Source organism: Bartonella sp. P12B, from assembly GCF_055796185.1.
Genome location: NZ_JBTTDI010000010.1, coordinates 1 through 22,794, shown reverse-complemented (window position 1 = coordinate 22,794; position 22,794 = coordinate 1). Strand labels below are relative to the sequence as shown.

Below are 22,794 nucleotides of genomic sequence, written 5' to 3'. Positions count from 1 at the left end.
AGAGAGAAGCATAAATTCTCATCTTTTATCTGACCTCTTGGCGCAAAGTGTTGTCTTTCGATTTGCGCCAAGAATTGTTATAAAATGTTATAGAAAAATCTCTCTTCAACAAATTCCATAATTTATATAAGTTATTGATAAAATTTTATAAAATAGCTTTATAAAAGACATAAAGGTCTCTTACAGCAATGGCGAAGAGCCAAATCTTTGCAAATTATTGCAAGGGATATTTTTTGTCACAAAACTCTCAAACGATAAAGGTGGTGTGCTCACCAAAAAGGTTTTCTGAAACAATTTTGAAAGGAAACAGGCATGAAAAAAAATCAACCCCTTCCTTCACACCGTTCGGTAAAAGAGCTCATAAAACTCTACGAACAAACTGCTACAGAGCACGCTCCCTCAGAAAATCTTGCTACAAAATCTGCCTCACAACACAAGAAACAATCTTCCAGCTTGAAAAAACAACAGCAAAGACAATCGTTAACGAACACTGAAGCAGGAACGCTCTACGCAACAGCATCTTCACAAAGTCCCCCAAAGGTTCTCTCAGAAGAACAAATTATGCAGCTGCTTCCGCACAGCCGATTGGTAAAATCATATCAAGAGAAACTCCAAGATTTATGCCAAAGCGTTTATGGCAATACAAATATTTTACAAGAAAAAATGGAGGAAATTCAGAAAAATCCCACTCTAGCAGAGAGCCTCTCATGGCAACTTACAACACATCCTGAAAGTGTGTCTAAACTTGCCGGTATGGACTTCTTAGGCATAAAAAATCGTCCACGCAGAAATGCAGAAGAAAATCTTTCTACCCTTTGTAGCACTCTTGCTGGTTATGGAGAAGCTGTAAAATATGCAAGAGAAGAATTGGTCATGACCCCAGACGCAGTGCTCGTCCATTATGAACAATCAATGGGAAGTGAAGCAATAGCCAAAATTCTACAAAGCTCAGATCATCCTGAAAGGATGCACCCCCCCCTTTCGAAAGCAGAAATTTCTACCATGGTTGAGGAAAATTCAGCGATCAAAAGGCATCATGCACAAGTCAACCATTGGAGCAAAGTTGTTTTTGGCAGCTCCACTATTTTTACCGAAAAAATGAAAGAGATTCTCCAAAATCCTGCTGTAGCAGAGGAGTTCACATGGCAACTTGCAGCTTATCCCCAATCACTTCGCTCCTACGCTGGTCTGAACCTCTGTGGCTTTAAAAACAGTGCACGCCGACATGCTGAAGCAGGTCTTTCTCACCTCATTGACGCGGTTGACAACTACGCAAGTGCGGTAAATTCGCTACAAAATCACCTTCTACAATCCCATCAAAAACAACAAAAACACCACGATCCCTCTGCTCAACGAGCGAAAAGCTTACAAAGACAGCAAGAGTCACCAAAAGCTTCTAAACTGCCTAAATATTTATCCTCTACCTCACAGCATGAGTCTAGTCAAACCTCTGGGCATTCATACGAAAAAGGTCCAACCGTTCGTCCTCGTAAAGTTTTATGCCAAAAAACGATAGCCTTCTCTAGCTAAGCATGGAGAAGTTTTAGTTTCCAATCGTGTCTTTTGACACACTTCTCGCAAAGGTGAAGAAGGAATGAAATAAAAAGTTTTATCATAATTCTCCTCAAATTTGTTCTAACGGGTTCATATGACAGCATCTTTAATGACAAATATTGATGATCATCTCTATCAAAGAATGCAAAATTTTTTGAAAGCATCCAATTTTAGCATTCTCCATAAAAAGTGATGAAAAAGCATGAAGATGAAGAGGAGCTTGAAGAACTTTTCGAAAGCAAATCGTGTAAAAATTTGAAAGGAAACATGCATGAAAAAAAGACAACCTTCCCCTGCTATAGCAAACCTGATGGAAAAATTTCAAGGACCGCAAGAACAATCAACCCCAATATCCCCTACCCCAAATGTTTCCCCAAAGGAACAAACACCTCCTCACCACCAACAACCAACACAAGCCGTACAGGAAAGCGTTCCTTCGCAAAGGACATCTCCTGTAAGCGAAAAGCAACAAAGCACCATAGCAACACAAGAGAGCCCAACACCACAAACAAGGGTTTCCCCTCCAAGACCACCGCGTGCGCACGAGAGAAAGTTAAGCAACCAAGCGGCACAAGACAGCCAAACACTACAAACAAGAACTTCTCCACCAAGACCACCGCGCGCAAGAGACAGAGAGTTAAGCAACCAAGCGACACAAGACAGCCAAACACTACAAGCAAAGTTTTCCCCTCCAAAACCGCCCCGGGCGAAAGCTATGCAGAAAGACAGCTCTTCCTCTCAAGATAGTGCAGGACTTTATGCAACAGCGGTTCCACCAAAACCACCTCGTACGAAAGCCATGCAGAAAGACAGCTCTTCCTCTCAAGACAGTGAAGGTCTCACTGCAACAGCCGCTCCTCCAAAACCACCTCGTACGAAAGCCATGCAAAAAGACAGCTCTTCCTCTCAAGATAGTGCAGGACTTTATGCAACAGCGGCTCCACCAAAACCGCCTCGTACGAAAGCCATGCAGAAAGACAGTTCTTCCTCTCAAGATAGTGCAGGACTTTATGCAGCAGCGGCTGCGCAAAGACCACCGCACCTCAGCGACAAAGGGCAAAAGCGCGCAACACTTCCTTCCGCAAAAATAACCTCCTCTCTCTCTCCAGAGGAAATTCTCGACAGAGTTAGAAGCAATGCACTGGTCCTAACCTGTAAAGACAACGTCAGAAGTTTGTCTCTAACTGTTTATGGCAATCCAGATATTTTTAATCAAAAACTTGCAGAAATTGAAAAAAGTCCTTCCCTAGGCGAAAGCCTTTCATGGCAAGTTGCAGACAATCCTAAACTTGTTGGTAGACTTGCTGGAAAAAAAGTTCTTGGTATAAAAAATCAAGCACGCAAAGAGGCCGAACAGCAGGTTCCCTCTCTCTGTTTTGCCCTTGAAAATTATGCCGAGACTGTAAAACGAGCAAGAGAGAATATTTTTCAGGCCCGTTTAGGAAGAAGACCACAGCATAGAGCATCAATGGACCTAAAGACTCTCGCTGAAGATTTACAAAAAAAACCGCATCAAGCTGAGCAAGAAAGAGATACCCTTTCACCGAAGGAACTTGCCCGCAGAGTTAAAAGCCAGACACCAGTGAAATATTGTCATTCAGAAGTCACTTATTGGTGTGCAGTTGCTTTTAATGATCCGGGCATTTTGCAGTATCGGATTGAAGATATTGAAAAAAATCCTGCCATGGGAGAGGAAGTTGCATGGCAAGTTACACATCATCCTCAATTGTTTGGTAAACTTGCTGGTCGCAATTTCCATGGCTTTAAAAGTAATGCACGCAAAGAGGCTGAAAGTGCTCTTCCCTATCTAGGGGAAGCCATTGAAGGTTATGCAGAAGCTCTAAAACATGCAAAAGAGCACATTGTAGAAACCCATCAACAACAACAACGCCATACCCCTTCTAGCAGCCTAGAGAGAAACTTGCAACAACAAGACCTCTCGAAGCCTCATAAACAACTTGAACGCTCACCAGAAAATCTCCACCCAAAAGCTGCTGAAGCTTCTCTGAAGCAAGCGGAAAAGGGCAGTCTAGAGGAAAGCTTGCAACCACAGCATCCCCCCTTAAAACCTCATAAAAAACTTGAGCGCACACTAAATGTCCACCAAAAAGCTGCTGCCTCTTCCCTGAAGCAAGCAGAAAAGAGCTCTCAAGACGTTCGACCACGCAAAGTTGAGAGAGAAGGAAGTCGAGCTCTGAGCTGCTAAATAGACATCAACTTTGGTCTTTCATTTGGTCCCTTAAAGAGAAATTATATCAAGGAATAGTGTGCAATACCCCAGCAAAATTTTACCAAATATCTCGCTCACCCTAAAGAATTGAGAAAACAAAATGTTGTTCTCACTCTCTCTCAAAAGAAAGGGAATAAGCGTATTATGAAGCGTTTGACACAAGCAAGCAGACCCCATATGCTTGCAAGGATAACGCTTCATTTAAAATAAAAACGCTTGAAATTTTAAAAGAATGTGTAAAGAAAGATTCCATCAGAAGAATTAAAGACTCTGATAAACCGAGCTCTATGACAAGGAAAGATCCCTCTCTTTGAGCATAATTTTCTTTATCCAAAAAGGATCACACTGAAAAAAAAGAAACAAAAACGCTTCCAAGATTACCAGTGCAGTATGCCGGCAATTGTGCCAAAGAAATTCTTCATTGACACCAAGAAGCACCACCGCAAAGGCTAACATCAGCAAATCTGCGCTCCCTTCATCACACTTTATTGAAAAATACTTTTGAAGCGGCTAGCTCTGCCCATGAAAAACCATTCACCTTTGCACAGAACACTATCGCTCGTCCGCCAGAGTTGAAAAAAAACGATCTTGTTTTGCATCGGAAAGCATAAGGATTAAGAGAATCTTGAAAATGAAGACCGAACACTGAGATAATAATTTGCCAAACTTAACCCGCAAAGCATGGATTGAAAATGCCGCTAAAATCATGACACAGTTAAACGACACGCATCCTTTCATAAAAGACAATGAACGCACGCAACAGATGTTTTTTGACAAACTTGCTAACGTTGCAAACCACATATGTGCCTTTTTTCTTATGACAGAAAAACGCATAAATCTTACCAGTCTTGCATCCCTGAAAGACAAAAATTGACAACCTATGTAAGATTTGTTTAAAGATATCTCCAATCCAAAAAAGCGCTTGTTTTAAAAGAACGCATGGAACATAGAGATTTTGGGCTCAAGACTCTTCCTCATCATCTTATTAGGACTGTTAAAGAGGGTGAAACCTTTAGGGGCTCTCGTAGAGTCATCAAGGTATTGATTTATAACGATAATTTATCGTTTTGCCTCTCAAATGGGATCCTCAAATATTGTAAGATTCTCTTAATCTTAAATCCTTTCATTTTGTATCAATCATAATCATTTATTTGCACGTCTAAGCGGGGTTGATGTGTGAGTAAAAAACTCTAAAGAAAGGAGCAAAAATACCTCTTATGAATCGTCTGAAGAGCAAGGGCTGTCGCAACATTGAGGGCCGGTAAAGAGTATGACGGGGCCAGCTTGCACCTTTATAAGGGTAAAGATAGTGGTGCTCAATGGCGGTAGAGCAAATGGTTTCATGTTTATTTCCTCAAAGGAAAAGTCCCCTAATGATAATTTTAAGAAGCAAAACAGAGAGTGTGAAAACAAAGAAATGCCCTCTGTATCATAACCAGAAAAAACGCAATAAAAGTCCCAACAAAAATAATCATCACTCTTATCTACTCTCTGGACGTTCTCTTCTATTCGTGACAAAAATCCTCTCTCTTCAGTTTAAGAGAAAGAAACTTTATTTCTTTATGCATATTCTAAAAACTTTAAGACAGGAGCAACAAGCACGATTTAAAACGCTCCCAGCACTTTTGATGAGAGAAAGATAAACAGCAGCATAAAACACTTTAAAAGAGTATTTATTAACACTATTGTATTAACACGCTAATCAGATTTTTATAATCTCATGATTTATAGTCATCTTTTATTACCTGTCCTTTATGAAAAACCCGATGTATTTTTATGATTTTAATTAAAAAATTTGCAACTGTTGCTTCTGGAACCCTGATGAGCCGTATTTTTGGCTTTATCCGTGAAATGCTCATGGCGGCAGCTCTTGGAACTGGCCCTGTTTCCGATGCATTCAATGCAGCATTTCGTTTTCCCAATACATTTCGCCGTTTTTTTGCTGAAGGCGCCTTTAACGCAGCTTTTGTTCCTCTTTTTTCGAAAAAAATTACTGAAGATGGTGGGGAAGCTGCTTGCAAATTCGCAGAAGAGGTCTTTGGCGTTCTCTTTTCGCTGCTGTTACTTTTAACCATTGCCATGGAACTCAGTATGCCTTTTTTGGTACGAACGATCATTGCTCCAGGTTTTACAGAAGATGCGACAAAATTTAACGCAACGATTCATTTTACCGCAATCATGTTTCCCTATTTAACTTGCATGTCTTTAGCAGCAATGATGGGGGGCATGTTGAATGCTCTACGGCGCTATTTTATCGCAGCCGTAGCCCCCCTCTTCTTGAACATTATTCTCATCGGCGTGCTTGCCTATGCTTGGTTCTATAAGCTTGATGCTTGGCATATCGGCTTAAATCTTTCTTGGGGTGTCTTAGCGGCAGGCATTCTCCAACTCACCTTAATCGCTATTGCTTTGCGTCATAGTGGAATGAAGATTTTTCTTCGCCGCCCCCATTTCAGTCCCAATGTTCGCAAGCTTTTAACTTTAGCATTCCCTGCCGCCATCACAGGGGGGATCACGCAAATCAATTTGCTCATCAATACCAATATTGCTTCCAGCCAATCGGGTGCTGTATCCTCTTTGATGTATGCTGATCGTCTTTATCAATTGCCCCTAGGCGTCATAGCAATTGCCGTTGCAACGGTTCTTTTACCAGAATTAACAAGAGCACTGCGTAGCAAGAAGCATGAAGAAACGCATGATTTACAAAATCGCTCCATTGAACTTACCCTGTTGTTAACACTTCCTGCCTCTGTTGCCTTTTTGCTGCTCTCCACGCCCATTGTCAGTTTGCTTTTTGAGCGTGGGCAATTTACCAGTGAGTCAACGCACCATGTTGCACAACTCCTTAGACTTTATGGATTAGGGCTTCCAGCCTTTGTCCTCATCAAGGTGTTTATTCCCAATTTCTTTGCCCATGAAGATACAAAAACGCCGATGATTTTCACTGGTATTTGCGTTTTCATCAATATCAGTCTTGCTTTAACATTGTTCCCCCTTTTATCAGCCCGCGGCATTGTCATTGCCGAAATCACCTCTGGATGGGTTAACACACTGTTGCTTTGTAGTATCCTTATCAAACGGAGCTATTGGAAAGTTGATGCACAACTGATAAAGCACATTGCCTGTCTGATATTCGTTACTTCTTTAAGCACGATAGCCCTTCATTATCTTCTCGATGAGCTTGGTTTTTTGTCTATTCCCCTCTCCTCACAAGCATCCTTTTTCTTGCGTGCAAGCACGCTTGCAGGGATCATGCTTGCCCTCCTCTTGGTCTATTTCAGCGCCTATTTTTTAATGAATAAGCGCTCCTTTTTTCTCACCTTCAAAAATTTTAAAAAACGGCTGTAATATTTTATCTTGCTTTCAGAAAAGCGTTTTGACACAAAACGCAAAAGAAATAACTTTATTGAGGAAAGAACACTTCTATGGACACTTTCACACCGCTTGTTTTTTCTGGTGTACAACCAAGTGGTAATTTACATCTTGGTAATTATCTTGGCGCTATCCAGCATTGGGTTGAGCTACAAACCTCTTATCAATGCCTCTATTGCGTTGTCGATATGCACGCACTCACAGTAAATCCAGATCCCCTCGTTTTGACTGAAGCAACCAGAGCCGTTACAGCCGCCTTTTTAGCAGCGGGTATTGATCCTCAAAAACACATTATTTTTAACCAATCTCGGGTTTTTCAACATGCCGAACTCGCATGGATTTTCAATTGTATTGCTCGCATTGGTTGGCTCCAACGGATGACGCAATTTAAAGATAAAGCAGGAAAAGATCGTGAAAAAGCATCCCTTGGACTTTTTGCTTACCCAAGTCTGATGGCCGCTGATATTTTACTCTATCGTGCCACCCATGTTCCAGTTGGTGAAGATCAAAAACAGCATGTTGAACTGACGCGAGACATTGCCCAAAAATTTAACAACGACTATTCTGATCGTATTGCAGAATTAAATTGTGCTGTTTCGATGCAAATGGGTGAGGAAGAAAAACAAGGTTTTTTCCCAATACCAGAAGCCCTGATAGGAGAGACAGCGATGCGCGTTATGTCTCTACGCGATGGAACAAAAAAAATGTCAAAATCAGATCCTTCAGATTTTTCGCGCATTAATTTAACCGATGATGCTGATCTTATAGCCAAAAAAATCCGCAAAGCAAAAACGGACTCAGCCCCTCTTCCCGATACACTAAAAGCTCTCGAAGGACGACCAGAGATTGACAATCTTCTTGGGATTTATGCCGCCTTTGCGCAAGTGAAGAAAGAAAAAGCGCTTTTAGAATTTTCAGGGCAACAATTTTCACTATTCAAAACAGCCTTAGCAGACCTTGTTGTCCATAAACTTGCCCCAATAACAGAGGAATTGCGTCGATTGCATCAAGACAGCGCTTATATTGACTCCGTTTTGCATGATGGCGCACACCGTGCTAGCGCATTAGCAGAAAAAAATATGAAAAAAGTCCGTGAAATCGTTGGATTTTTGCACGATACATGAAACAATAGGATTTCAATCATCAAGAGGATAGAGAGAAAACCCATGGTTTCTAAGCAAAAAAATCCCCAAAAACAGCACAAGAAAAAAATTTTGGTCATTATTGATGAAACACCAGAATGTCGGCGTGCTGTTGCTTTTGCCGCACAACATGCACAAAATACCAATAGAACACTGGTCTTGCTCTGTATCGTTGACAGTATAGAATTTCAACATTTTTTGGGTGTCAATAACGTTATGCGCACAGAATCAACGCAAAGTGCCTATAAAGTGTTGCGAGAAATTGCTCATGATGTCCGCACCACACATGCTCTAGAAACAGAAATGATTATCCGCGAAGGAAAAAAAATTGATGAAATTTCTAAACTCATCGATGAAGATAAGGAAATTGCACTCATTGTTTTAGCAGCCAGTGCACACGCAGAAGGACCAGGACCACTGATTCAAATGATTGGTAACAAGGGGACAGCTTTTTCAATTCCTGTCACTGTCATTCCAAGCAACCTTGCCGATGAAGACATTGAATTGATTGCTTAAAAGCGCGAAGAAGCGTCATCATATTCCTCATCCCTCACAAAAAAAGGAGAGTTCTATGTTTATTCAAACAGAAACCACGCCCAACCCTGCAACACTCAAATTTCTACCAGGTCGTGTGGTTCTTTCCGAAGGAGTATTAGAATTTCGCAACCGTGAAGAAGCGGCTAAAAATTCACCTCTGGCGGCGAAACTGTTTAATATTCCAAATGTCAATGGTGTTTTCTTGGGTTATGATTTCATCACTGTCAGCAAAAAAGAGGGGGAATGGCAACATCTAAAACCAGTTATTTTAGGCACAATTATGGAGCATTTTCTTTCCGGTGATCCAGTTATCACCACCAACGCTTCTACACAAGCGCAAACCCATGCCCTTAACGAAGAATTTTATGATGAGAAAGATGCTGAGATTGTCTTAACAATTAAAGAGCTTCTCGAAACACGCGTTCGCCCAGCTGTTGCCAATGATGGAGGAGATATTACTTTTCGTGGATTTGAAAATGGTATTGTTTACCTCAATATGCGAGGAGCATGCGCCGGATGCCCCTCTTCGACCGCAACACTCAAACATGGCATTGAAAATCTTTTGCGGCATTTTATTCCAGAAGTTTTAGGTGTAGAAGCAATGCCGCAATAAAAAGCAAAGCGACCGATAAGCAAATGCTACAACCAAAAGAGTCTTACCACACTGTTACAAAAATGTCCACTTATGAAGGTACAAGCCGGCGCCATCATACTCTTTACCAGCCCCCAATGTTGCGACAGCCCTTTCTATTCAGACGATTCATAAGAGGCATTTTTACTCTTTTCTAAACTGTTTTCTACCCACACGATAACCCCGCTTATGGCGTGCAAATAAGTGACTTTAATTGATTGAACATAAGCAGGTTTGAGATGAGAGAATCTTACAATATTCGGGGGTCTCATTCAATAGGAAAAACAGTAAATTATCTTTATAAATCAATGTGTTGTACGCCTCTAACACAACCACAGCACTCCAATAGTGCAAAAGAAACACTCGAATCCCTAAAGCCAATGCGCTACACAAGGTACTGTCATGCAAACAAAGTGATACATCTATAGCTCCGTTGTTTCATCCCCCTCATTCTTTCATCCTATTACTACAGCACATTGATTTATAATGATAATTTATCATTTTATCTGTTGATGTGAGACCCTTGAATATTGCAAAACCCTCTCATTTTGTATCAATCATAATCATTTATTTACACGTCACAAGAGGGGCTGGTGTGTGGACAAAAACTCTAAGAAAAGAGTAAAAATGCCTCTTATGAATCGTCTGAATAGCAAGGGCTGTCGCAACATTGGGGGCTGGTAAAGAGTATGACGGCGCCGGCTTGTCTTTTCACAAGCGTAAAGATGGTGGTGTTCAATGGCTTTATCGTTATACTATCCACGGGTAGTGTCGTAAAATGGGTTTTGATGCTTTAAGAAATGTTTCTTAAAAAAGCTCGTGAATGTGCAACCCAATGGCGTTCTATTTTGCCACAAAATCTTTGATATTGGCGCCAAAACATCTTAGCAAACTTTAAAAGAAGAGAAGAGATCCTCCTCTCTTCATCACAAGCAAATGCACTTAAACAAACAGCAAGTGCTTCAACTCGATACCGCTTAAATTTTTTTAACAAATTCTGATTTTAAGCCAATTTGGCCAATTCCAGGAATCTTACAATCAATATTATGATCTCCATCAACCAGGCGAATATTCTTCACCTTAGTCCCAGTTTTGAGAACGGAGGCTGCGCCTTTTACTTTAAGATCTTTCACCACCATAACGCTATCGCCATTTGTCAAAACCTGACCATTCGCATCATAAACAATTTCCGAGGCAAAAGAATCTTCCCTCTTTTGTGGCCACTCATGGGCGCATTCAGGACATAAGAAATTTTCACCCTCTTCATAAGTATAAATCCCACCACAGTGCGGACATTTAGGGTATTGATTCATAAGATTACCTCTAATTTATTCATTCAAGAAAAGTCATCCCTCTGAGCCCTCAATAGAGCAATATATCCTCACTGTCCATTGCTAAAGCACAACACAAACATGGCATTTTTCTAAAATGCTTCGCGATTAAAATCATCTCACAAGAAATAAAAGCGAAATTTTGCTAAAGACCAAAACATCTTCTAAAATAACATGACCATCAAAACACTTCTTAAAAAAATGCATCAATGAAGCATAAGATCTCTTGGCACAAGAAGAGCACAGTGCAACCATAAGAAAAAATCACAGAAAAAATGACACTCTCTTGATCCATTTTTATCTTTATGAAAGGGCTTAGAAAACCATTCCGCCCCTTCCACCTCTAAACATTGGGGGCATTGGGATCTCTTCTTTAGCATTTCAACAACTATTGCCTTGTATCGTGATAAGAAGGTTCGCAATTAAAGCAGCATGGGCAAGAGCACAACGGACAACCTTCACGCGATCAACTTCCCAAAGCAATCAAATCAGCAACTTCACGCGATACATATCTCAACAATACGCCGCTCTGGTATACCGATAAAGCCATTGAGCACCGCCATCTTTACGCTTATGAAGGGACAAGCCGGCCTCATCATACTCTTTGTCAACATCCAATGTTGCGACAGCCCTTACTATTCAGATGATTCATAAGAGGCATTTTTACTTCTTTCTTTAAATCTTTACACACACGCCAGCCCCACTTCTGACGTGCAAATAAATGATATCACTTGATTCAAAATGAGAGGATTTAAGAGAATCTTACAATATTCGGGAATCTCATTCAATAGGAAAAACGATAAATTATCGTTATAAATCAACCAATTAGCATCGATTAAAAAAGGGTTTAAAAAAACGGGCCCAATGGACCCGTCCTCTTTATTTTTATGAAAGGGCTTAGAAATCCATTCCACCCATTCCACCCATTCCGCCACCAGGCATCGGAGGCATTGGGGTTTCTTTCTTTGGCATTTCAGCAACCATTGCTTCTGTCGTGATAAGAAGGCTCGCAATTGAAGCAGCATTCTGAAGAGCAGAACGCACAACCTTCACAGGATCAACAATTCCCAAAGCAATCAAATCACCAAATTGACCGGTTGCAGTGTTGTAACCATAGGTATCGGCATTGTTTTCCAAGACCTTACCCACAATAATTGCTGCTTCTTCACCGGCATTCGTTGCAATTTGACGAGCTGGTGCTTGGAGTGCACGACGAACAATATTAATCCCAGCTTCTTGGTCAGGATTGTTTCCTTTAACGGTCAACGCATTTGCTGCACGCAACAATGCGGTACCACCACCAGCAACAATACCTTCTTCCACAGCAGCACGTGTTGCATTCAAGGCATCATCAACACGATCTTTCTTTTCTTTCACTTCAACTTCTGTTGCACCGCCAACACGAATAACGGCAACACCACCAGCGAGTTTAGCAAGTCTTTCTTGCAATTTTTCACGATCATAGTCAGAAGTTGTTTCTTCAATTTGTGCTTTGATTTGATTAACGCGTGCATTAATTTCAGCTTTTTGCCCAGCACCATCAATAATCGTGGTATTTTCTTTCGAAATATTCACTTTCTTAGCCCGTCCAAGCATATCCAAAGTGACATTTTCAAGTTTAATGCCCACATCTTCAGAAATCACCTGACCCGATGTTAAGATTGCAATATCTTCAAGCATTGCTTTACGACGATCACCAAATCCTGGCGCTTTCACGGCAGCAATTTTCAAACCACCACGCAACTTATTAACAACGAGTGTTGCCAAAGCTTCCCCTTCAACATCTTCAGCGATGATGAGCAATGGCTTACCAGACTGAACAACAGCTTCAAGCACTGGAAGAAGAGATTGGAGATTAGACAATTTCTTCTCATGAATGAGAATGTAAGGATCATCGAGATCAGCCACCATTTTCTCAGCATTGGTGACGAAATAGGGGGAAAGATATCCACGATCGAATTGCATCCCTTCCACGACTTCTAATTCCGTTTCAGCAGTTTTTGCTTCTTCCACGGTAATGACGCCTTCATTGCCTACTTTTTCCATAGCATCAGCAATCATCTTACCGATTTCTTCCGCACCATTAGCGGAAATTGTTCCCACTTGTGCAATTTCTGCTGAAGTTTGGATTTTCTTCGCTTTTTGGAAGAGATTTGCTACCACTTCATCGACAGCAGCATCAATTCCACGCTTAAGATCCATTGGGTTCATACCAGCAGCAACGGCTTTTACGCCTTCTTGAACGATAGCTTGTCCCAAAACAGTTGCCGTTGTTGTTCCATCACCAGCAATATCATTGGTTTTGGAAGCCACTTCACGCAACATTTGCGCACCCATATTTTCGAACTTATCTTCTAGTTCGATTTCCTTTGCAACGGATACACCATCTTTTGTGATGCGAGGTGCACCAAATGATTTATCGATCACCACATTGCGCCCTTTAGGGCCGAGGGTTACCTTAACAGCGTTAGCAAGGATATCAACACCGCGCAACAAACGCTCACGCGCTTCACGGCCAAACTTGACTTCTTTAGCAGCCATTTAATTTCTCCTTGAAATTATCTCAAATAGTACAAAACAAAAAATTGGGATTCTTAAATTAGCCTAGAATACCCATAATGTCAGATTCTTTCATGATGAGGAGATCTTCCCCATTAATCTTTACTTCAGTGCCAGACCATTTTCCAAAGAGGATACGGTCCCCTGCTTTCACTTCGAGAGGCACACGCTTTCCGTTGTCATCAAGAGCGCCATTGCCAACAGCAATAATTTCACCTTCTTGAGGTTTTTCCTTTGCAGTATCAGGGATGATAATGCCACCAGCGGTTTTATTTTCAGATTCAACCCGACGAACAACGACACGATCGTGAAGTGGGCGGAATTGTATATTAGCCATGTTTTAAATCCTTAAAACTTAATATAATTGATAAAATTGAATTAATCTTAAGTTCTTGCTAGCACTCTCAAACTACGAGTGCTAACAGCAGTTGGAATATAAAATCGCTGCTCACAGATGTCAAGGATGATTAATAAAATAATTTCTCTAAAGAGCCTTCAAAGGCTTGCCTCTCTTTTCTATTTTGCGTTATCTAGCTTTTTATTAAATTTGCGAACAAAAAGGATCTTAGTCATGGTTGAAACACGTCAGGAAACCGATAGCTTTGGAACGATTGCCGTACGGCAAGATCGTTACTGGGGTGCACAAACTGAACGTTCTCTGCATAATTTTAATATCGGCAGTGAAAAACAACCTCTCAGCGTCATTTATGCCTTAAGCCTTATCAAAAAAGCAGCAGCCATTGTGAATATGGAAAAGGGCAAACTTTCAGAAAAAATTGGCAAAGCGATCATTACAGCTGCTGACGAAGTGCTCGCAGGGGCATTCGACACCCATTTTCCCCTTTCTGTTTGGCAAACCGGCTCTGGAACCCAAAGCAATATGAATGTCAATGAAGTGATTGCCAACCATGCCAGCATGCTGTTAGGAGGAAAATTAGGCAGCAAAAAACCGGTTCACCCCAATGACCATGTCAATATGAGTCAATCCTCAAATGATTCTTTTCCCACAGCGCTTCATATTGCCACCACATTGCAAACACGCCAACACTTATTTCCCATTCTTGAAGCCCTTATTATGACTTTAAAGAAAAAGGAGGAAGAATTTGCCGACATCATCAAAATCGGCCGGACTCATACCCAAGATGCAACCCCTCTCACTCTCGCACAGGAATTTTCAGGCTATCGTTCTGCCTTAGAAGCCAACCGCCAACGCATTGAAACAGCTCTAAGCGATGTGCAAATGCTTGCCCAAGGAGGCACAGCGGTTGGAACAGGGCTCAATGCACCGCAAGGTTTTGATGTTGCCTTTGCGCAAACAATCAGCACCCTGACAGGGATCACTTTTAAGACCGCTGACAATAAATTTGAAGCTCTTGCCCATCATGGAGCCCTTGCACATTTCCACGGCAGTCTCAATGCTCTGGCCGCCGATTTATTCAAAATTGCCAATGACATTCGGTTTTTGGGTTCAGGTCCACGTTCAGGATTGGGAGAACTAAATTTGCCCGAAAATGAACCAGGCTCTTCTATCATGCCGGGTAAAGTCAATCCCACACAATGTGAAGCAATGACGATGGTTGCCTGCCAAGTTTTTGGCAATCATACCAGTGTAACATTTGCTGCTAGTCAGGGACATTTTGAACTCAATGTTTATAAACCAGTGATTGGCTATAATGTTTTACAGTCGATTACGCTTCTTGGTGATTGCATGCGCTCTTTTGATCTCCATTGCATACAAGGGTTACGTGCCAATCGAATCCATATTCACACTCTCATGGAACGCTCCTTAATGCTGGTAACAGCTCTTGCCCCAGAAATTGGCTATGAAAAAGCTGCTGAAATTGCCAAAGCAGCCCATAAAAATGATACAACGTTGCGTGTTGAGGCCATAAAAGCAGGCGTTTCTGGGGAAACTTATGACCGACTGGTTGATCCTAAAAAGATGATTCAACCGCAATAAGCTCGCACAACGAGCCCGCATAATAAACAATAAAAGCAGCAAAAATCTTGATTGATGAAAACATCGGACCTTTTACGGTCCGATGTTTTCTCTCTTCAATGCGTTCACAATTACCGAATGCAAAAATCTAATTTTTTGCGCAAAGATCAAGGACATAACGCAACGCACAACACCCTCAAGAGAGCAGCGGAGAGACTTATGCCAGAAACCTCGAAAGCGCTCCACTCGACAAAAAGCGCTTCACACCACAGAAAAGAAGAAACATTTTAATCGAAAGCTTTATGTCATAATGTCGGGCTTTTCACGACCCAATTGCTGTTTTATATCCAACAATTTGAACGCAACCTGTTGCAAAGGCTGGATAACCCTTTGCGGATCTTGAAAATGTTTGCGTGGATCGCCTTCATACTGCTCAAAATAAAGCCGCAAGGTAGCCCCCACCGTTCCCGTTCCCGATAAGCGCACCACCAACCGTGCTCCATTTTTGAAAAAAATACGCAGACCTTGCCTGCTACTCACACTCTGATCAACGGGATCATGATAGGTAAAGTCCTCTGCTTTTTCGACCAAGAGTCCAGCAATTTCGGTTCCCGCCCGTGGTAAATGAGCCCGCAATTGCTCTATAAGTGCATTGGCTTTTTCCTCGTCCACTTCTTCATAATCATAGCGCAAAGAGTAAAAACGTCCATAGGTAGCCCAATGATGGTGCACAATTTGTGCGACAGTTTTCCCTGTCACCGCCAAAAGATTTAACCAAAACAACACCGCCCATAAACCATCCTTTTCGCGAATATGATGAGAGCCTGTTCCAAAGCTTTCTTCCCCACAAAAGGTTACTTTTCCCGCATCCAAGAGTGAGCCAAAAAACTTCCAACCCGTTGGTGTTTCAAAACAATTTAACTGTTTTTTTTCAGCAACCAAATCAACAGCACGCGTTGTTGGCATAGAGCGAGCGACCCCCACAATGCCTTGGCGATACGCTTTAATGAGATGTGCATATTCCACCATAATCGCCAAGGAATCAGAAGGCGTCACAAATTGCCCACGCCCAATAATGAGATTACGATCCCCATCCCCATCAGACGCCGCCCCAAGATCAGGCGCTTGCTGCAACATTAAAAGATCATAAAGCCCCTTGGCATAAACCAAATTGGGATCTGGATGTTCTCCTCCAAAATTGGGTAAGGGAACACCATTTACCACCGTTCCTTCAGGAAATCCCAAACATTTTTCAAAAATTTCATAGGCATAAGGTCCGGTTACCGCATGCATTGCATCAAAGCGCAAAGTTAAGCCTTCTTTCACAGCCTGAGCAATACAATCAAAGTCAAAAATCTCCTGCATCAAAGCGACATAATCGGCAACGGGATCAATAATATCAACCCGCATATCCCCTAGAAAAGTTGTCCCTTCTCTTTCTAAATCAATATCTGGCGCCTCAAAGATTTTATAAAAAGAAAGCTGCTGTGATGTAGTGAAAATCTCTTCACACAGAGAAACGGGAGCAGGTCCACCATTGGCAATATTGTATTTGATGCCACAATCCCCCTCTAAACCACCAGGATTATGGCTTGCTGAGAGAATAAGCCCCCCATGGGCATGCGTTTTGCGAATAAGATGCGAAACAGCCGGCGTGGAAAGAATGCCCCCTCTTCCTACTTTTACGCAAGCAACACCATTGGCCGCTGCCATTTTCAGCACAGTTTGCAAAAGGGTAGCATTAAAATAGCGCCCATCTCCGCCAAGAATGAGACATTTTCCCTCAAGATCTGCAATGCTCTTAAAAAGAGACTGGATAAAATTTTCCACGTAATGGGGTTGTTGAAAAACCGACACTTTTTTACGCAAACCAGAGGTTCCCGGTTTTTGATCATCAAAAGCCGTTGTTAAAACTGTCTTTATCATCGCAAAGGTGCCTTCATACTCTCCCCTTTAATTTTAAAGTGAATATCACACAAAGTCGACCATTAATTTCCCTTGACGCAACAATGAAATACTTGCACACTCATTAAGTATAGAAGACTTTTTAAGACACCTTCTTGAAAGCATATTTAAAAATGAGGTTTAAGTGCATATTTAAAGAAGGGATCTATTTCGAAACGCAATTTTCACAAAAATACAGGAGCATAATTATGATAAAAAAAACCGTTCCCAATGTCACTTTCCATACACGTGTCCGCGATGATTCCGTTGGTGGAGATAATCCGTATCGATGGCAAGAGGTTCACAGTGATGCGTATTTTAAAGGAAAACGGGTTATTCTTTTTTCTCTTCCAGGAGCTTTTACCCCTACATGTTCAACCTTTCAACTGCCTGATTTTGAAAAACTTTATGATGAATTTAAAAAAGCAGGCATTGATGAAATTTATTGCCTTTCCGTCAATGATGCTTTTGTCATGAACGCTTGGGGAAAGGCGCAAGAAATTAAAAATGTAAAATTAATCCCTGATGGTTCGGGGGAATTTACCCGCAAAATGGGGATGTTAGTTGCAAAAGACAATGTTGGTTTTGGCATGCGCTCATGGCGTTATGCCGCTGTTATTAACGATGGTGTCATTGAAAAATGGTTCGAAGAACCAGGTTTTTCAGATAATTGTACGACAGATCCTTATGAGATTTCTTCACCAAAAAATGTTTTAAAAACCTTACAAGGCTAATTTCATCTCTCATTCAAATATTTAAAAGCACAGATTTCACGGCATAAATTCCTTCGCGAGGATGAATTTGTGCCGTTTGTCTTTTAGAAATTTTTGAGTGCAAAAAATGTAACGAGAATATTTTACGAAACGCACATATCACTCTCTCATCATACCAACCCTCATAATGATTGAAAGAACAACCCTCCATCCTCATGGAGACTAAAGAAAGATCCATTGTAAGAGATGTCAAAGAGGTATACCGTCCCCCAAACAGCCTCCGTATAGCAGTCTCCCCCCCTCATCAAAAGGGGGACTTTTTATGCAATTGCGAGGACTATTCATCCTCAATTTTATTTTTTAAAATCATTGACTCTCAAGAATTAAGATTTCTTTTTAAATTTCAAAATGATTTCTAAAACAACTGTTTATTCGAGGGATCTCCCGTGAAAACCACATCCATTTCTTCATCTTCATCAAAGTCACACTCTTCATCACCTCTTGCAACCCCAAAAATATCTGGATTTATAAAATAACAATCCTTTTTTGTCCCTTTCGCTATAATTTTGTTACATTCTAATTCGTCAATACCTTCTTTAAAAGTTGTAAAATTAAGGTATTCTGGTTCTTGAGTAGAAAAATCACAGGACAAGAATTCAGTGAGAATATCCTGATTTAATGTTACCTGATCAAACCATAAATCCACTTCATCCTCCTCTAACATTTTCCCCACTTGCCACAGCATAACAAAAAAACTTTTCATACCAATAAAGGAGAGCCCAAGGATCATACGCCGACTCTCAGACGCTCCTGAAAATGTGATTTGGGGCAGATCTTCAAATCCGAAGTGTGAAGAAGGAAGCTGAAATGATTTTCCAATATCCTCAGGTCTTTCAAGAATAAAAGGATTTCGTTCATAGAGCAAGGTAAAATCATATTGGGCCATTGTATTTCTCCATTAATGCATTGTAATGCATTGATTTTATGAAAAAACGCATATTACCAAACAGTTACCATTATAGGCACTGACAATTGATCCCAATATTTTCCTGTAAAAATTGTTCGATTTAAGTCATTCAATTATTTTTTAAACTTAAAAAGTCTTTTCAGATCAAACTCTTTAATTCTCCCTTTCAAGAAGGCTAGATTTTGTTGTGCCACTAAGAAGAGCACATCAAAGGATTTGATGCCAACGGATGAGAATCCAAAGCTTAAGCGAATATAATTATTGTCAATATTTTTGTAAACTTTTTGAGAATCGTTCCGTAAAGCCCTTAAATTTCTCAAGATTTTTTGGTTGTTAAAGTTTTTTGGTTATGAAGATGTTATCATGCCCCTCAAAAGGACGCGTTTTTAGTAAAGCGTGCTTATACCTCTTAAGAAATCTCTCATTGTTGCCGCACTGGCTCAAAAAATAACTCGATTTTGCATAAGAACATCAAGACATAGAAACAAGAAAAGTACAGATTTCAAAAATTGAAGCTCAAATTTCCCAAATATCGCTCACAATTCTTTCCATAGGAACTTTTACCATCATTGCCTTTGTGTTTTCAAAATATCCTGCACTGCTTTGACCAATTGCTCTTCATCAACCATCACTTGCGCTGGTCGACTTTCGCGCCATGTTTGATTATCCTTAATTTCATGAGACAACCGCGCTCCTTCAATCAAATCTTTGATCTGTATTTTTCCGCACTCACGCTCTTGTGATCCTTGAATGACCACGCAAGGCGCTTTTCGCCGATCAGCGTATTTCATCTGCGCCTTCATCCCCGCTGCTCCTAAATAGAGTTCAGCACGAATTCCGGCACCACGCAATTTTCTGACCATTTTTTGATAAGCAGCAACAGCCTCAGGCTCTTTATCCATCATCAGCACCACAACCGGTCCTAACGTTTCCTTCACCGGCAATTTTCCGAGATTTTGCAAAGCAGCAATCAAGCGAGAGACCCCAATTGAAAAGCCCGTTGCTGGAACATTTTCTCCGCGAAAGCGAGCCACCAACCCATCATAGCGCCCGCCCCCCCCAACAGAGCCAAAGACAACCTTTTGTCCATCATCATTGAGCACATCAAGCAGTAAGGTAGCCTCAAAAACAGGCCCCGTATAATAATCCAAACCCCGCACCACCGATGGATCAATTTTGATACGATTCTCAGCGCCATTCGCGACAAAAATTGCTTGCATTTCCTCAAGCTCACGAATTCCTTCAAGCCCTTGATCGTGATCACCAACCACTTTTCTCAAAGCATCAAGGGTTTCCTCTGCTGTTTTTGCCCCAGCAGCAGTTAAGGAAAGAATACACTCAATATCTTTATCCTTAAGCTCCGCCCCTTTTGTAAAATCACCACTTTCATCCAAACGCCCCCTCCCTAATAGCAAACGCACCCCTTCAGGACCAAATTTATCCAACTTATCAATTGCCCTTAAAACAGTTAAGCGTTTTTCAAGCTGTTCATTTCCTGCCAAACCAATCAACTCTAAAACACTCTCGAGAATTTTTCGGTTATTAAGACGAATGGCATATTCATGATGCTGAAACCCTAATTTTTCCAAACTATCGGCTGCCATCATGCAAATTTCAGCATCCGCTGCCACTGTTGGCGCTCCAACAATATCGGCATCAAATTGCATAAATTGCCGAAACCGCCCTGGTCCGGGCTTTTCATTGCGAAAAACAAAACCAAGACGATAACTCCGATAAGGTTTTGGCAAAGTTTCAAAATTCTCTGCAAAATAACGTGCAAGTGGCGCGGTAAGATCATAGCGCAAAGACATCCATTGTTCATCATCATCTTGGAGTGAAAAAACCCCCGCATTGGGACGATCTTCATCAGGTAAAAACTTACCCAACACATCTGTATATTCAAAAATCGGTGTTTCAAGCGCTTCAAAACCGTAAAGTTCATAAACTTCACGAATTTGTGCAATCATGGTCTCAGTTGCATATAATTGCGCATTTGTGCGATCAACAAAACCACGCGGTAAACGAGCTTTGGTTTTTTCTTGTTTCGATGACATGCTTTTCTCTAACAACAATTTGGTTCACGGATGACTTGTGTCTATCTTATAGGAACAAAGGCTGCAATAACTTTATCACTCTCAACCCAGCACAATAAAGACCACCCCTCGCTTTCCAAAGAGGAGACTCCTCACCTTTAAGCGTATAAAAACACGCGCACTTTTAATCGCAAAATCCCAGCTTTCTATGAATATTTTTCCAATTATCACTTAAAAAGCCAATTATCGCTAAAAAAATGACCCGCAGCCACAAAACTCTCCGCAATAATTTCCTCACAAAACTTCCCCCTACCATCCCCCACAATGATTTGCTTATTTGCTCCTAAACAATGCCTCTCAAAACACATCTCCTACACTCTTTTCCCTCCATTCCCCTTCCCTTAAAACACCTTCTCATGCGCCCTCCAATCTCAAGAAACCCATGCATGTTTTCTTGAAAGCATCAAAACAGCTGCTGATTTCAGAGGAGCTAAAATCATTTTTCGAGAAAAAAGCACCCTCCTTATAAGAGCTTGATAGATTGATTGCCTCTGCAAAAAATCTCAAGGCATCAGTGTGCTTTTCGCTTGCTGTGCAAAATGATTGATCAGCGTTTTTAAATCCGCACTGTTACGACCAGCATCTGTAATCGACCTTGAAATTGAGGGAATAATATTCTGCCACAAATTTTGCGGAAACTGGTTTGTCAGTTGAGGAATTGTTCCCCCCTGAGCCCCAATCCCTGGAACAAGAAACAGACTGTTTTTTAACTGTTCAATTGTCTCTCTCGATTCACTGCCCAAAGTTGCTCCAATGACCGCCCCGATGGGCCCAACGGCACAATGCCCAACAGCATAATGTTGAGCAACAGACTGGCTATTATAATCACAAAGGCGCTGTGCCAAATGAACAGAAAGTGTCTGATCACCGATGCGCGCATTTCGAAGTGTCTCCCCCTCTGGATTCGAAGATTGAACAACCACAAAAACCGCTGCTTCTGTTTCTTCAGCAATTTTAATCAGAGGGATCAACGCATCAAACCCCAGAAAAGGATTGACTGTCATGGCATCCGCCTTGAACGCACTGCTTAACCCGAGCCAAGCTCTCCCATAAGCTTCAACAGTAGAGCCAATATCCCCCCTTTTTGCATCAGCAATCACCAATAAGCCTTGTTCGCGTGCATCTTCAATGAGCTCTTTGAGCACTTGAAGACCTTCCACACCATACAACTCAAAAAAAGCGACTTGCGGCTTTATCACACCCACTTTACCAACAACCGCGGCTAAGAGGATGTCACAAAACTCTTTTAAGCCTTTATAATCGCAACTTAAATTCCATGATTGCAAAACTTTATGACTAGGATCGAAACCAACACAAAGTGGTCCATAGATTTCACGGTTTTTAAAAAAAGTCGAACAAAACATACTCACACCCAAGACACTCTCTCTTTCCATTTTCGATAGGAACGAAAAAGGAATTTATTGAAAACCGAAATTTATTTTTCACAATGAACCGGTACCATAGTTCCCATGCAAAAGGAAATATTTTCCTATTTCACAACAGAACAAACAAGACAAGTGATTATTTCACAACACATCATGCTTAAGAAAAGCGTTCTTTATTGCGTTAAGAGGAGCGTTTTGATTTGAGATATGTTTTTTTGCCCTTGAATAATCTGTTTGTCTGCAGAGATTGGCAAAATAGCATGAGCGCTCACAAACTTTGCGTTGACGCAAGGGGAGAATTGGATTTCAAAATGTTTTGACAGCAAATTACGTCCCTCTACGCTTTTCCCATGCCCTTTCTTTAGAGGGAATGATTTTAGTCGTCCCCTTTATGACG

Annotated in this window: 17 protein-coding genes and 2 pseudogenes; 10 read left to right on the top strand and 9 right to left on the bottom strand. The window is 41.2% G+C overall.

What is annotated here, in order from left to right:
* Nucleotides 1-312: 312 nt before the first annotated feature.
* The 8 genes and pseudogenes from AC0QT1_RS06620 to AC0QT1_RS06585 all read left to right on the top strand — a co-directional run.
* Nucleotides 313-1,530: a BID domain-containing T4SS effector gene (locus AC0QT1_RS06620; RefSeq protein WP_473201925.1), complete on the top strand. Its 1,218-nt coding sequence runs from the start codon at nucleotides 313-315 to the stop codon at nucleotides 1,528-1,530.
* Between the two features lie 295 nt (nucleotides 1,531-1,825).
* A complete protein-coding gene (locus AC0QT1_RS06615; protein WP_473201924.1) occupies nucleotides 1,826-3,760 on the top strand; it encodes a BID domain-containing T4SS effector in 1,935 nt (644 codons plus the stop codon).
* Nucleotides 3,761-4,442: 682 nt separating this feature from the next.
* Nucleotides 4,443-4,658, top strand: a complete 216-nt coding sequence (locus AC0QT1_RS06610) for a hypothetical protein (RefSeq protein ID WP_473201923.1) — start codon at nucleotides 4,443-4,445, stop codon at nucleotides 4,656-4,658.
* Nucleotides 4,659-5,560: 902 nt separating this feature from the next.
* The gene (gene murJ, locus AC0QT1_RS06605) at nucleotides 5,561-7,132 is read left to right on the top strand and encodes a murein biosynthesis integral membrane protein MurJ (protein WP_473200714.1); all 1,572 of its coding nucleotides are present in this window, start codon (nucleotides 5,561-5,563) and stop codon (nucleotides 7,130-7,132) included.
* Between the two features lie 77 nt (nucleotides 7,133-7,209).
* The gene (trpS, locus tag AC0QT1_RS06600) at nucleotides 7,210-8,280 is read left to right on the top strand and encodes a tryptophan--tRNA ligase (RefSeq protein WP_473201922.1); all 1,071 of its coding nucleotides are present in this window, start codon (nucleotides 7,210-7,212) and stop codon (nucleotides 8,278-8,280) included.
* Nucleotides 8,281-8,322: 42 nt separating this feature from the next.
* Nucleotides 8,323-8,814 (top strand): universal stress protein, encoded by a 492-nt coding sequence (locus tag AC0QT1_RS06595; RefSeq protein ID WP_473201921.1) that lies wholly within the window; start codon nucleotides 8,323-8,325, stop codon nucleotides 8,812-8,814.
* Between the two features lie 55 nt (nucleotides 8,815-8,869).
* Nucleotides 8,870-9,448, top strand: coding sequence for a NifU family protein (locus AC0QT1_RS06590; protein WP_473201920.1), 579 nt, complete (start codon nucleotides 8,870-8,872; stop codon nucleotides 9,446-9,448).
* 645 nt (nucleotides 9,449-10,093) lie between these two features.
* Nucleotides 10,094-10,317, top strand: a pseudogene (locus AC0QT1_RS06585) (Arm DNA-binding domain-containing protein); the annotation flags it as partial.
* A 126-nt stretch (nucleotides 10,318-10,443) separates the two neighbouring features.
* Here AC0QT1_RS06585 and AC0QT1_RS06580 read toward each other — a convergent pair.
* The 4 genes and pseudogenes from AC0QT1_RS06580 to groES form a co-directional block, all read right to left on the bottom strand.
* On the bottom strand, nucleotides 10,444-10,779 hold the full coding sequence (locus AC0QT1_RS06580) for a zinc ribbon domain-containing protein YjdM (RefSeq protein ID WP_473201919.1): 336 nt from the start codon (nucleotides 10,777-10,779) through the stop codon (nucleotides 10,444-10,446).
* Between the two features lie 549 nt (nucleotides 10,780-11,328).
* A pseudogene (locus tag AC0QT1_RS06575) lies at nucleotides 11,329-11,458 on the bottom strand (integrase); the annotation flags it as partial.
* Between the two features lie 236 nt (nucleotides 11,459-11,694).
* Nucleotides 11,695-13,338 (bottom strand): chaperonin GroEL, encoded by a 1,644-nt coding sequence (groL, locus tag AC0QT1_RS06570; protein ID WP_473201918.1) that lies wholly within the window; start codon nucleotides 13,336-13,338, stop codon nucleotides 11,695-11,697.
* A 58-nt stretch (nucleotides 13,339-13,396) separates the two neighbouring features.
* Entirely contained in the window at nucleotides 13,397-13,693 is a 297-nt protein-coding gene (gene groES, locus AC0QT1_RS06565) for a co-chaperone GroES (protein WP_004865053.1), read from the bottom strand.
* Nucleotides 13,694-13,927: 234 nt separating this feature from the next.
* Here groES and fumC point away from each other — a divergent pair, with 234 nt between their 5' ends.
* Nucleotides 13,928-15,316 carry a class II fumarate hydratase gene (gene fumC / locus AC0QT1_RS06560; RefSeq protein ID WP_473201917.1) on the top strand — a complete coding sequence of 463 codons (1,389 nt, stop codon included), beginning with the start codon at nucleotides 13,928-13,930 and terminating at the stop codon, nucleotides 15,314-15,316.
* A 279-nt stretch (nucleotides 15,317-15,595) separates the two neighbouring features.
* Here fumC and AC0QT1_RS06555 read toward each other — a convergent pair whose 3' ends face one another.
* The gene (locus tag AC0QT1_RS06555) at nucleotides 15,596-17,221 is read right to left on the bottom strand and encodes an alpha-D-glucose phosphate-specific phosphoglucomutase (RefSeq protein WP_473201916.1); all 1,626 of its coding nucleotides are present in this window, start codon (nucleotides 17,219-17,221) and stop codon (nucleotides 15,596-15,598) included.
* Between the two features lie 227 nt (nucleotides 17,222-17,448).
* Here AC0QT1_RS06555 and AC0QT1_RS06550 point away from each other — a divergent pair, with 227 nt between their 5' ends.
* Nucleotides 17,449-17,973, top strand: a complete 525-nt coding sequence (locus tag AC0QT1_RS06550) for a redoxin family protein (RefSeq protein WP_473200722.1) — start codon at nucleotides 17,449-17,451, stop codon at nucleotides 17,971-17,973.
* A gap of 394 nt (nucleotides 17,974-18,367) precedes the next feature.
* Here AC0QT1_RS06550 and AC0QT1_RS06545 read toward each other — a convergent pair whose 3' ends face one another.
* The 4 genes from AC0QT1_RS06545 to pyrF all read right to left on the bottom strand — a co-directional run bounded on the left by AC0QT1_RS06545 (nucleotide 18,368) and on the right by pyrF (nucleotide 22,376).
* Nucleotides 18,368-18,898 carry a replication protein gene (locus AC0QT1_RS06545; RefSeq protein ID WP_473201915.1) on the bottom strand — a complete coding sequence of 177 codons (531 nt, stop codon included), beginning with the start codon at nucleotides 18,896-18,898 and terminating at the stop codon, nucleotides 18,368-18,370.
* Nucleotides 18,899-19,485: 587 nt separating this feature from the next.
* Nucleotides 19,486-20,973: a histidine--tRNA ligase gene (gene hisS / locus AC0QT1_RS06540; protein WP_473201914.1), complete on the bottom strand. Its 1,488-nt coding sequence runs from the start codon at nucleotides 20,971-20,973 to the stop codon at nucleotides 19,486-19,488.
* Nucleotides 20,974-21,179: 206 nt separating this feature from the next.
* Nucleotides 21,180-21,320 carry a hypothetical protein gene (locus AC0QT1_RS06535; protein ID WP_473201913.1) on the bottom strand — a complete coding sequence of 47 codons (141 nt, stop codon included), beginning with the start codon at nucleotides 21,318-21,320 and terminating at the stop codon, nucleotides 21,180-21,182.
* A gap of 195 nt (nucleotides 21,321-21,515) precedes the next feature.
* Nucleotides 21,516-22,376, bottom strand: a complete 861-nt coding sequence (pyrF, locus tag AC0QT1_RS06530; protein WP_473201934.1) for an orotidine-5'-phosphate decarboxylase — start codon at nucleotides 22,374-22,376, stop codon at nucleotides 21,516-21,518.
* Nucleotides 22,377-22,794: the final 418 nt, after the last annotated feature.

Bases quoted from the DNA above. Each gene is read 5' to 3' on its own strand.
- AC0QT1_RS06620 (WP_473201925.1), top strand. From the start codon at position 313: ATGAAAAAAAATCAACCCCTTCCTTCACACCGTTCGGTAAAAGAGCTC.
- AC0QT1_RS06615 (WP_473201924.1), top strand. From the start codon at position 1,826: ATGAAAAAAAGACAACCTTCCCCTGCTATAGCAAACCTGATGGAAAAA.
- murJ (WP_473200714.1), top strand. From the start codon at position 5,561: ATGATTTTAATTAAAAAATTTGCAACTGTTGCTTCTGGAACCCTGATG.
- trpS (WP_473201922.1), top strand. From the start codon at position 7,210: ATGGACACTTTCACACCGCTTGTTTTTTCTGGTGTACAACCAAGTGGT.
- AC0QT1_RS06595 (WP_473201921.1), top strand. From the start codon at position 8,323: ATGGTTTCTAAGCAAAAAAATCCCCAAAAACAGCACAAGAAAAAAATT.
- AC0QT1_RS06590 (WP_473201920.1), top strand. From the start codon at position 8,870: ATGTTTATTCAAACAGAAACCACGCCCAACCCTGCAACACTCAAATTT.
- AC0QT1_RS06580 (WP_473201919.1), bottom strand. From the start codon at position 10,779: ATGAATCAATACCCTAAATGTCCGCACTGTGGTGGGATTTATACTTAT.
- groL (WP_473201918.1), bottom strand. From the start codon at position 13,338: ATGGCTGCTAAAGAAGTCAAGTTTGGCCGTGAAGCGCGTGAGCGTTTG.
- groES (WP_004865053.1), bottom strand. From the start codon at position 13,693: ATGGCTAATATACAATTCCGCCCACTTCACGATCGTGTCGTTGTTCGT.
- fumC (WP_473201917.1), top strand. From the start codon at position 13,928: ATGGTTGAAACACGTCAGGAAACCGATAGCTTTGGAACGATTGCCGTA.
- AC0QT1_RS06555 (WP_473201916.1), bottom strand. From the start codon at position 17,221: ATGATAAAGACAGTTTTAACAACGGCTTTTGATGATCAAAAACCGGGA.
- AC0QT1_RS06550 (WP_473200722.1), top strand. From the start codon at position 17,449: ATGATAAAAAAAACCGTTCCCAATGTCACTTTCCATACACGTGTCCGC.
- AC0QT1_RS06545 (WP_473201915.1), bottom strand. From the start codon at position 18,898: ATGGCCCAATATGATTTTACCTTGCTCTATGAACGAAATCCTTTTATT.
- hisS (WP_473201914.1), bottom strand. From the start codon at position 20,973: ATGTCATCGAAACAAGAAAAAACCAAAGCTCGTTTACCGCGTGGTTTT.
- AC0QT1_RS06535 (WP_473201913.1), bottom strand. From the start codon at position 21,320: ATGTGTTTTGAGAGGCATTGTTTAGGAGCAAATAAGCAAATCATTGTG.
- pyrF (WP_473201934.1), bottom strand. From the start codon at position 22,376: ATGTTTTGTTCGACTTTTTTTAAAAACCGTGAAATCTATGGACCACTT.